Origin of the sequence: Kordia sp., assembly GCF_050633145.1 — a bacterium.
In the GTDB taxonomy this organism is placed as follows: domain Bacteria; phylum Bacteroidota; class Bacteroidia; order Flavobacteriales; family Flavobacteriaceae; genus Kordia.
The window spans coordinates 42339-52719 of the sequence record NZ_JBOEFY010000017.1 but is presented as its reverse complement, the minus strand read 5'-3'; the positions used below and the strand labels follow the sequence as shown (position 1 = coordinate 52719).

Annotated in this window: 11 protein-coding genes; 9 read left to right on the top strand and 2 right to left on the bottom strand. The window is 32.2% G+C overall.

Annotated features, from left to right (window positions below; all coding sequences use genetic code 11):
* The first annotated feature begins 211 nt into the window (after nt 1-211).
* The 5 genes from ACRBBL_RS08995 to ACRBBL_RS08975 all read left to right on the top strand — a co-directional run bounded on the left by ACRBBL_RS08995 (nt 212) and on the right by ACRBBL_RS08975 (nt 5381).
* The gene (locus ACRBBL_RS08995) at nt 212-1294 is read left to right on the top strand and encodes a diphosphomevalonate/mevalonate 3,5-bisphosphate decarboxylase family protein (RefSeq protein ID WP_431368703.1); all 1083 of its coding nucleotides are present in this window, start codon (nt 212-214) and stop codon (nt 1292-1294) included.
* Nucleotides 1295-1373: 79 nt separating this feature from the next.
* The gene (locus tag ACRBBL_RS08990) at nt 1374-2303 is read left to right on the top strand and encodes a mevalonate kinase family protein (protein WP_431368702.1); all 930 of its coding nucleotides are present in this window, start codon (nt 1374-1376) and stop codon (nt 2301-2303) included.
* Between the two features lie 13 nt (nt 2304-2316).
* On the top strand, nt 2317-3231 hold the full coding sequence (locus tag ACRBBL_RS08985; RefSeq protein ID WP_431368701.1) for a geranylgeranylglycerol-phosphate geranylgeranyltransferase: 915 nt from the start codon (nt 2317-2319) through the stop codon (nt 3229-3231).
* Between the two features lie 172 nt (nt 3232-3403).
* Entirely contained in the window at nt 3404-4360 is a 957-nt protein-coding gene (locus ACRBBL_RS08980) for a carbon-nitrogen hydrolase family protein (protein WP_431368700.1), read from the top strand.
* A gap of 118 nt (nt 4361-4478) precedes the next feature.
* Nucleotides 4479-5381, top strand: coding sequence for a pseudouridine synthase (locus ACRBBL_RS08975; RefSeq protein ID WP_431368699.1), 903 nt, complete (start codon nt 4479-4481; stop codon nt 5379-5381).
* Between the two features lie 150 nt (nt 5382-5531).
* Here the strand turns inward: ACRBBL_RS08975 and ACRBBL_RS08970 are convergent, their stop codons facing one another.
* Nucleotides 5532-5984, bottom strand: a complete 453-nt coding sequence (locus ACRBBL_RS08970) for a hypothetical protein (protein WP_431368698.1) — start codon at nt 5982-5984, stop codon at nt 5532-5534.
* Nucleotides 5985-6367: 383 nt separating this feature from the next.
* Here ACRBBL_RS08970 and ACRBBL_RS08965 point away from each other — a divergent pair, with 383 nt between their 5' ends.
* The 3 genes from ACRBBL_RS08965 to ACRBBL_RS08955 are packed head-to-tail and all read left to right on the top strand — an operon-like array spanning nt 6368 to nt 9200.
* Nucleotides 6368-6535, top strand: a complete 168-nt coding sequence (locus ACRBBL_RS08965; protein WP_431368697.1) for a hypothetical protein — start codon at nt 6368-6370, stop codon at nt 6533-6535.
* 38 nt (nt 6536-6573) lie between these two features.
* Complete coding sequence (locus ACRBBL_RS08960) at nt 6574-8523, top strand: sensor histidine kinase (RefSeq protein ID WP_431368696.1); 1950 nt, start codon at nt 6574-6576, stop codon at nt 8521-8523.
* An 11-nt stretch (nt 8524-8534) separates the two neighbouring features.
* Complete coding sequence (locus ACRBBL_RS08955) at nt 8535-9200, top strand: response regulator (RefSeq protein WP_431368695.1); 666 nt, start codon at nt 8535-8537, stop codon at nt 9198-9200.
* A gap of 70 nt (nt 9201-9270) precedes the next feature.
* On the opposite strand, the gene ACRBBL_RS08950 is transcribed toward ACRBBL_RS08955, so the two are convergent.
* A complete protein-coding gene (locus tag ACRBBL_RS08950) occupies nt 9271-9990 on the bottom strand; it encodes a hypothetical protein (RefSeq protein WP_431368694.1) in 720 nt (239 codons plus the stop codon).
* A 197-nt stretch (nt 9991-10187) separates the two neighbouring features.
* Between ACRBBL_RS08950 and ACRBBL_RS08945 the strand changes: the two genes are divergently transcribed.
* Nucleotides 10188-10379 (top strand): hypothetical protein, encoded by a 192-nt coding sequence (locus ACRBBL_RS08945; protein WP_431368693.1) that lies wholly within the window; start codon nt 10188-10190, stop codon nt 10377-10379.
* The last annotated feature ends 2 nt before the right edge of the window (nt 10380-10381 follow it).

Here is a 10381-nt window from a genome sequence, read left to right as displayed (position 1 = left end):
AAGAGTGAAACAATCCGAATATACTAAGAGGCAAAGCCGATACCAGAATACTAAAAGCGCAGCGATCCAAAAGGCAAAGCCGCGTCTAACAGCGAAGCGGTCTAAAAGCAAAGTGGTCTAAAAGCAAAGCGCGTCTAACAATCTAAAAATCTAAGAAGTCTAATCAAGTCTACTACAAATCCGTATCTTTGCATAAATTTTAAAATCGTCTATGAAAATAGAAACATTTCTGCCTGAAGCATACTCAAAAAGTATTGATAACGGAAGCGTGACTTGGAAATCGCCAAGTAATATTGCACTCATAAAATATTGGGGAAAAAAAGAAGATCAAATTCCACAAAATCCATCGATCAGTTTTACATTAGATGCCTGTGCTACAACGACAACGTTATCTTATAAAAAGCACGAAACATCAAACGATAATTTTTCTTTTGACTTATTTTTTGAAGGGAAACAAAAAGACGATTTCAAACCAAAAATCAATACGTTTTTAAAACGTATTGAACAATATCTTCCATTCTTAAAAGACTATCATTTTACAATTGAAACCTCAAATTCCTTTCCACACAGTAGCGGAATTGCTTCTTCAGCATCAGGAATGAGTGCGTTGGCATTATGTTTACTAAGTTTAGAAAAAGAACTAAATCCGACAATGACAGACGAACATTTCAATCAAAAAGCATCATTTTTAGCACGATTAGGTTCTGGAAGCGCAAGCAGAAGTATTGAAGGCGATTTAATTGTTTGGGGAACACATGAAGATACCGTTGGGAGTTCGGATTTATTCGGTATAAAATATCCGTACAAAGTGCATGAAGTTTTCAAAAATTATCATGATACTATTTTGCTGGTTGACAAAGGTGAAAAACAGGTGAGTAGTACAGTTGGACACAATTTAATGCACAATCATCCGTTTGCAGCGCAACGTTTCTCGCAAGCACATGAAAACCTAACAAAAATGCAATCGGTCTTAGCAGATGGCGATTTAAAAGAATTTATCGCTATTGTAGAAAGTGAAGCATTAACTTTACATGCAATGATGATGACTTCAATGCCGTATTTCATTTTAATGAAGCCGAATACACTCGAAATCATCAATCGAATTTGGGAGTTTCGTAAAACTTCGGGAACGAATGTTTGCTTTACTTTAGACGCTGGAGCCAATGTACATGTATTATATCCTGAAAATGAAAAAGATACAGTATATCCATTTATTCAAGAAGAATTAGTGAAATATTGCCAAAATGGACATCACATTTGCGACAGAATAGGTTTTGGAGCAAAAAAGTCGTAATTTTACAGTAACAATAGCCTCAAACAAAAACGGATACGTGAATTCCATTTCACATATCTAGAAAATAAAAAACGGAAAAATGAAAGGACCTCTTTTCTACTCTAAAATCCTTCTCTTCGGAGAATACGGAATCATCAAAGATTCTAAAGGGTTATCTATTCCATATAACTTTTACAAAGGAGCTTTAAAAATTGACGAAAATCTTTCAGAAGAAGCTAAAGATTCTAACAAAAGTTTACAAAATTTCGCGAATCACTTAGACGCTTTAGATGACGAATTGGTAACATTTGATGTTGCTGCTTTAAAGAGTGATTTGGAAAACGGAATGTACTTTGATTCATCTATTCCGCAAGGATATGGAGTTGGAAGTTCGGGAGCATTGGTTGCTTCTATTTACGACAAATATGCGTATGATAAAATCACCGTTTTAGAAAACCTGACAAGAGACAAGCTATTAAAGCTAAAAGAAATTTTTGGCGCTATGGAATCGTTTTTCCATGGAAAAAGCTCTGGTTTAGATCCGTTAAATAGCTATTTAAGCATTCCGATTTTAATCAATTCCCAAGATAATATTGAACCTACAGGAATTCCTTCGCAAAATGAAGTTGGAACTGGAGCTGTATTTTTATTAGATAGTGGAATAATGGGCGAAACGGCGCCAATGGTCAATATCTTTATGGAAAACATGAAACAAGAAGGTTTCCGTAATATGCTAAAAGATCAATTTATAAAACATACCGATTCTTGTGTGGAAGATTTCCTAAAAGGAGATGTGAAGTCATTATTCGGAAACTTAAAATCATTATCGAAAGTCGTTTTTAACAACTTCAAACCAATGATTCCACAACAATTCCATTCACTTTGGAAACAAGGAATTGATACCAATGATTACTACTTAAAACTTTGTGGATCTGGCGGTGGCGGATACATTCTTGGGTTTACACAAAATATTCAAAAAACAAAAGAAACGCTAAAAGATTACAAACTTGAAGTAGTATACAACTTCTAAAGTTTGGATATAAATGTTATCTAGAAAACAAAAGCTATTCTTTTACAAACTCTTCAGCTTATTTTCTGTAGTTAGAGGATATAACATTCTAATTATTGTCATTGCACAATACTTGGCAGCAAGATATATCTTGGCTCCAAAGGAAGGTTTCATGGAGATTATTTTAGATACACATTTACTTGCACTTGTGTTAGCTTCTGCGGTTGCTATTGCAGCAGGATACATTATCAATAACTTTTACGATGCGGAAAAAGATTTAATCAATCGACCTAAAAAATCAATGTTAGATCGTTTGGTAAGTCAGCGGACAAAAATTGCTACTTACTTTACCTTAAACTTCATTTCGGTTGCCATTGCAAGTTTTGTATCGTTCAATGCGTTTATTTTCTTCTCAGCATATATCTTCGGAATATGGTTTTATTCTCATAAACTAAAAAAGATTCCTTTTCTTGGCAATTTGACTTCGGCAATGCTCGCAATTACACCATTTTTTGCCATATTTATCTATTACGGAAACCTACACAGTGTCATATTTGTACATGCTGCATTTCTTTTTCTATTAATTTTGATTCGTGAATTCATCAAAGATTTAGAAAACATCAAAGGGGATTTGGCACAAAACTACAAAACCATTCCAGTCATGTATGGTGAAAAAGTTTCCAAAGGTCTTATAACCTTGTCTGCATCAATTGCAATTTTAGTTACTATTTTTCTAATTACTCAGTATGATACAGGATACATGCGTTTTTATTTCTACGGAAGTATTGGACTTTTAATTTTTTCTGTGTTGATACTTTACAGAGCAAACACAAAGCCACAATATTTGTTACTTCACAATGTTTTAAAATTCATTATCGTTTCAGGAGTTTTTAGTATTCCGCTTTTAAATATTGATGTGATTTTGAATAATATCACGCGCGTTTTGTGATAAAAATTTGTAGATGATTTAAAATTGTTAAAGCGATTTTAAAGCGTGTTTTTCTTCTCTAAAATTGGTAATTTGTAGCAGTTCAATATTTGTTAAAATGTTAATTTTTAAAAGGTTTTTTATTTTTAATCGACAGATAAAACTGAACAATACTAAATCATAAAAATCATCTATGTCATCTTCACACGAATTAAAAGTTGCCTTAGCGCAAATTGCACCAGTTTGGTTAGATAAAACCAAAACAATAGAAAAAATAAAACAACAAATTCTTGACGCAAGTCAGCAACATTGCGAACTCATTGTTTTTGGTGAAGCCTTATTGCCAGGATATCCGTTTTGGGTAGCCAATACAAATGGCGCAGCGTTTAATTCGACCACACAAAAGGAAATTCATAGACATTACGTTCAAAATTCTGTACAAGTAGAAAAAGGTGATTTAGATACAATTTGCGACTTAGCAAAAGAACATAATATCGCTATTTATTTAGGATTGATGGAACGTGCAGTTGATCGTGGCGGACATAGTATTTACTGTTCGTTAGCCTACATAAATCAAGATGGAAGTATTGAATCGATGCATAGAAAATTAATGCCAACTTATGAAGAACGTTTAACGTGGGCAAGTGGCGATGGAAATGGCTTGAAAGTACATCCATTAAAAGATTTTACAGTTGGCGGATTAAACTGTTGGGAAAATTGGATGCCGTTACCAAGAGCAGCTTTGTACGGAATGGGCGAAAATGTTCATATTGCAGTTTGGCCAGGAAGTGAAGTCAATACCAAAGATATTACCCGTTTTATTGCAAGAGAATCGCGCTCGTATGTGATCTCTGTATCTAGTTTGATGCGAAGAGCAGATATTCCATCAGATGTTCCACATGTAGATGAAATCTTAAAAAATGTTCCAGATGAAATGGCTAATGGCGGATCGTGTATTGCAAGTCCAGATGGCGAATGGTTAATTCCGCCTGTATTACACAAAGAAGGCTTAATCATTGCGACTTTAGACTTTAATCGTGTGTTGGAAGAACGTCAAAACTTTGATGCTGTCGGGCATTATTCGCGTCCAGATGTGACACAGTTAACAGTCAATAGAGAACGTCAAAGTACAATTAAATTAAATGACTGATTTATGATTTGATTCTGAATGAGTTATCTTTTTCAAACATAAAAAACGAATAATCGATGTTAGATTCGGTTATCGTAAATTAAAAAGTATCTTTGCAAAAATTTTAGAGCATAAAGTAATGGCAAAAGAGCGACACGGTAAGAGTAAAGTCAAAGCAGACAGCAAGCGTCATGGAGGAAAAAAGCCTTTTGATAAAAAGAAATCATCAGATGATAAAAAGTCATTTGATGGTAAAAAACCTTTTGATAAAAAGAAGCCAAATTCAAATTACAAGAAAAAAGCAGCGCCACAGAAGAAATCTTCAAGCAATCCAAATGAGATTCGCTTAAATAAATATATTTCAAACTCAGGAATTTGTTCACGACGAGAAGCAGACATGCACATTTCTATTGGAAGTGTGACTGTGAATGGTAAAGTTGTGACCGAAATGGGGTATAAAGTACAATTGTCAGATGAAGTTCGTTTTGATGGACGAGTGATCAATCCGGAAAAAGCAACCTATATTTTACTAAATAAACCGAAAGGGTTTTTAGTAACAACTAAAGATGAAAAAGGTCGTAAAACAGTTATGGATTTAGTAGCTGGTGCAACAACTGCTAGAGTTGTCCCTGTAGGACGTTTGGAGCGTCAAGCAACAGGTTTATTATTGTTCACAAACGATGGAGAGTTGGCGAGAAAACTAACAGATCCGCATCAAAAAGTTCGTAAAATATTTCATGTAGAATTGGATAGAAATTTAAGTCAGGCAGATTTTAATAAAATCAAAGACGGACTTAATATTCGAGGAGATATACATGCAGTTGACGAAATTTCTTGGATACATGGTGCTTCTAAACGTGAAGTAGGTATCAAAGCAAGTGAAGGAAGTAATGGTTTAGTAAAAGCAATTTTTGAACATTTATCATATACTGTCGCACGTTTAGATCGTGTAGTTTTTGCAGGATTGACAAAGAAAGATTTACCACGAAGCCATTGGCGTAATTTAACGGCTCAAGAAGTCATAAATTTGAAAAATTTATAACTACCATCCGAAACATATATAACAGAAACCTCTCATTTTGGGAGGTTTTTTTGTTTTTATAAAGTATTGTAAAAATAGCTTTAAGTAATTTTTAAAATCGTGATCAATCTTCATTTGAAAAAACTTTTAAGTATATAGTATTTACCATTCTTAATTCGTCATATAAAGTCCAAAGTTCATCAAAAAACACATCCACCCAAAAATCAATGTAATTTTATTCTTTTGAATTACAATCTTCAATTTTTCCCCCATAGATACTTCTTTCTTTGCTCTTTCTAAGGCCGTTTCTGCGGGAATAATTTCGGCAGGTTGTGTAGCAATTTCTTGATTGTTTTTTTCAACAATAAACGCTGCATAATTTTCATAACCAAGATAGCAACACAAACAATTAGCAACAGAACTTTTCAATTCAACTTCTTCACCTTTCATTGCAATATTATACTTGTTACGAAGACTCTTTTCATGATATTGAAAGTGACATTCGTCCATCATATAATCTGAAATTTTCTTTGAAAGCCCTGTAATAGACATCGTTACTCCAGTTTCTTCTTTTACTTCTTTTCTTGCTTTTTTAAAAGCACTTAATACTAACTCTCTATGCATGATTTTAGTTTTAGGTTTCTTTTTCCATTGTAAAAGCGTTTAAAAATTCGGTATAAAATCGGGAAATTAATTTCTTCAAACTTTCCCAATCTCTTCCTTAAACTTTCCATTCATTCATTCAAAACCTCAGTTTCTTTGTTTCAGAAATATTTCTAAAAACTGAGATGTAAATCAATTTGATCTCCTGCATTTAGCTCGGTTTATTCTTGAGACAAGAAGCATAGGGTAGCTCCTGGAAGTAGCTATAGCCTGTGTAATTGCCTCTTCACTTCCTAAAAACACAAGAAATCGGCGCCATTTCTATTTCGCTGTGTTGCTGCACATTAATACGCTGAGTATTTCTCGGACGGCAACGCGTATGTCCAATTTTTAAACTATACAAAATGAAAAAATTCAGCTTAATAATACTTACGGTTTTCCTCAATTGCGCAATATTTTCTTGTACACCGAACTCAATTGCCGAAGATGAAGCACAATTTGAACAACAAGCTACTGAAGGTGATGAAGGAGAAGTTACTGGTGAAGAAGAAGAAACCACTAGAGGTAATTAATAATTTTACTGTAACTATATTTTTACTATTTTAGAAGGATGAAACTACCATTAGTAACATCCTTCTTTGTTTTTTTCGGTTTTTTACTATTGATTAGCTCTTGTGAATCTAGAAAAATCCAAAAAAATCCTATTCCTGCCAAAATTTTTGAGAATGAAGAATTGGCAAAATCTTTACGTAATAAAGGTAAATTTGATAGCGCTATATATCATCAAGAAATAGCATTAAAAGAAGCCATTAAATTAAAAGATACCGCTTCAATTAAGGAGAGTTATCATGGATTATATTTGAGCTATAAAAAAAAGAAAAATATAGACTCCGCTTTTTCTTACCTCCAAAAAATATATAATATTGTCTCTTTAATGAATGATACTGTATGGATGGCTAAAATATATCATAAAAAAGGCGCACTCTACAAAGACATAGATAGTACTAAATTATCATTGAGCAATTTTACAGATTCAAAAAATTTGTATTTAAAAATAGGTAATACTATTGGAGCAGGAAAGGAACTATTAGAAGTTGCTAATGTCCAAAGAGGACTTGGAAGTTTTGGAGCATGTGAATTAACAGCTACTGAAGGATTAAAATATTTAGAAGGAACTAACGAATTAAAATCAATAGGAGGATTGTATTTAGCCTTAGCCACTATTTCAAGAGAAACGGAAAGAACAAAAGTGGCAAATGATTACATTGATAAAGCCTTAGAATTAGTCAAAGATTCAAGCGCTGTGAAAGAAATAGATAAAATTACTATTGGAAAATTTAAAAATACTAAAGCAAATATTTTAAAGGATCTTGAAAAATTCGATGAAGCAATCTATTACCTTGAGTCCGCCTTAAAAGATTTTAAAAATAATACTTTAGAGGCAAAGAGAACACAATTTAACCTAGCACATACCATATACGTTAAGAATGGGTATAATACAGTTTCTGATTCTTTATTACGTAATTCATATGAATATTTCTTATCTCAAAATAAAGATTCAGAAATATTTTCTACATTACTAAAACGAGCACAGTTATATAAAGATGTTGATAAAGGAAAATCTACTCAATACATTAATGAAGCACTAAAATCAGCGGAAGATCGTGACAAAAAAAAATCTATTTATGAAGCATTAGAAATAAAACTTGATATTGATTTTAATAAAATAGATTATAAAAGATTTATTGCTCTAAGAAATGAATTACAAAGAGAAAAAGAAGATTTAGACTACTTTTACATTAATTATCGATTTAATTATGAAGATGCTGAAAAAGAGAAAATTAGGGCGGAAAACGAAACTATAATAGCGGAGAGTAAGGCGTCTAAAAGAACAACTCAACTTTTAATACTTTTTTTAATCCTCATAAGTTTAATTGTTCTTATCTTCTTCATCTACCAACGCATCAAACGTCGTCATAAAATCGAAAAACTAAAAACAGTACATGTCACCGAAGCACGAATTTCTTCAAAAGTGCACGATGAGTTGGCAAACGATTTGTATGAATTAATGTCGCAATTGGAAACTTCGAGCCCTGAGAAAGAAATGATTTTAGATAAATTAGATACAATTTACAATCAGGCACGAGATATTTCTAAGCAAATTCAAAGTGTAGATACTGACCAAAAATTTGCTGATGAACTCAGTAATTTGTTCAGAAGTTATCAATCTGAAAAAATAAATGTGTTACTAAAACGATATGATGTTGAAATTTGGAAAGGAATTTCTTCACATATAAAAATTACTGTATATCGTGTATTGCAAGAATTGCTTACAAATATGAAAAAACACAGCAATGCCGCATTAGTAGTGGTTTCTATTGAAAAAAATAACAAGCAATTATTTATTCAATATATTGATAATGGGAAAGGCTTTACAGAAGAAATTTCAAAAAATGGTCTGCAAAATGCGGAAAACCGTATTCATGCAATTAAAGGAAAACTTACTTTTGATACAGAACTTCACAAAGGTTGTAAGTTTAGTATTAATGTACCAGTATGATAGAATAGCCTATGTTTACTAAAGTTTTAATTGCCGAAGATATGGATGACATCAACACAGGTGTCCTAACGGTACTTTCCAAATTGGAAATAGCAAAAATAGATCACGCTCAATATTGCGATGATGCAGATTTGAAAGCGAAAAAAGCACGAAAAGATAAAAAGCCTTATGAATTGTTGATTACAGATTTGTCTTTTGTGAAAGATCACAGAGAACAGATTTTAAACTCTGGAGAAGACTTAATTGTCAAGTTAAAGTCAGAGCAACCCAATTTGAAAATCATTGTATATTCTGTTGAAGACAAATTGCAACGTGTTCGTCGTTTAGTTAGCGAGTACGGAATTGATGCGTATGTATGTAAGGGCAGAAAAAGTTTGCAAGAACTCGCAAATGCCATCAAAGAAGTCTTTAAAGGAGAACAGTATTTGTCTCAAAAAATTGGCGCAGCACTGAGTCCTAAAAACGACATGGAAATTGATGATTATGATATTGAACTACTCAAGTTGTTATCAAAAGGAATGAGTCAAGATGAAATTGCTAGTAATCTAAAAGAAAGAAGCATTTCTCCTAACAGTCTGAGTTCAATAGAAAAACGATTGAGTAAGTTAAAAATTTATTTTAAAGCAAATAATGCAATTCACTTGATCGCAAATGCTAAAGATTTAGGGTTGATTTAAAAGAAATAAAAAAGCTTCCTCTAATTTAATTATAAACTAAAGGAAGCTCTTATATGTATTTATAAATACGTTATAAACTCGCAATATAATCTACTAATTTTGCGAAGTCTTCTTGATTTTTAAGCTTTAATTTCTCTGATTTAATATATCCTTTAATTTCATTTTTCTTGTCTGGAAATAATTTTACAATAGCTTTCTTTTTAGGACTTACCATGACTGGAGTTCCTTCTTTAAGAATATAATAATAATCATATTGTGTAAACTTAGCAGCTCTATCCGCTTGGTTAGCTGTCAATGCTTTTTCGTTTGGAGAGAAAACACATTTTTTTCTAAGCAATAATTTTACATTATTACTAGTATTCAATACTAAAAAATAGCCTTGTTGTACTTTGCCATCTTCATCCTTATAAGAAAGTAACTCTAAAGTTTTATTTCCATACGTAAGTCTCGAATTGTCTATTTTCATCAATGCACCAACTTCTTCTCCGTCAATAGGCATTAACTCAATTTCGTCTGTATATGTGTTGAGACGCATCATTACGTTTCCATACGATTTATCACCAACAAAAAACTGTCCTAATTTATAATTTTGTTCCAAATACGGACTCCCTTTTACATTATTCCAATCAATTTCATACGGAGTTTTTTCCTTCGAGTTTATTACTTTTCGAAGATTCTGAAAAAGTTGAGATGTGTTTTCATATTGTCTAGGTGAACCATCAATTTGAGCAAAAAGAGGAATACAAAATAATAGTGAAAGTGCAATTGGTAACAGACGTAATGTTTTCATAATCAGTAAATAATTTGGTTATAATTATAAAAATAGTAAAAAAAAGTGAAAATGTTCTTTAAAAGAATAGTAGAAATACCGAAAATAACATATTGAAGTTATAACCGCTAATTCGATAATCATGGGAATCAACCTTTTTAAGAACAGTTTCTTCTAGGTATGTTTGACTCAATATTAACAAACAAAATCAGAATGCTATGTTAAAAAACATTGTAAGTATTACAGGAGTAAAAACATTAGAAAAACAAGCTCAAAAATCAATTATAGGAGGTAGACAGGGAGATCCTATTACATTTCCAGATAAGATAATACCTTGTTATTGTGAAGGAGTATTGAAGGCGATGGTTGATGATCCATTAGAATGTGCATGGATTTGTAGCTTCTACTAAAA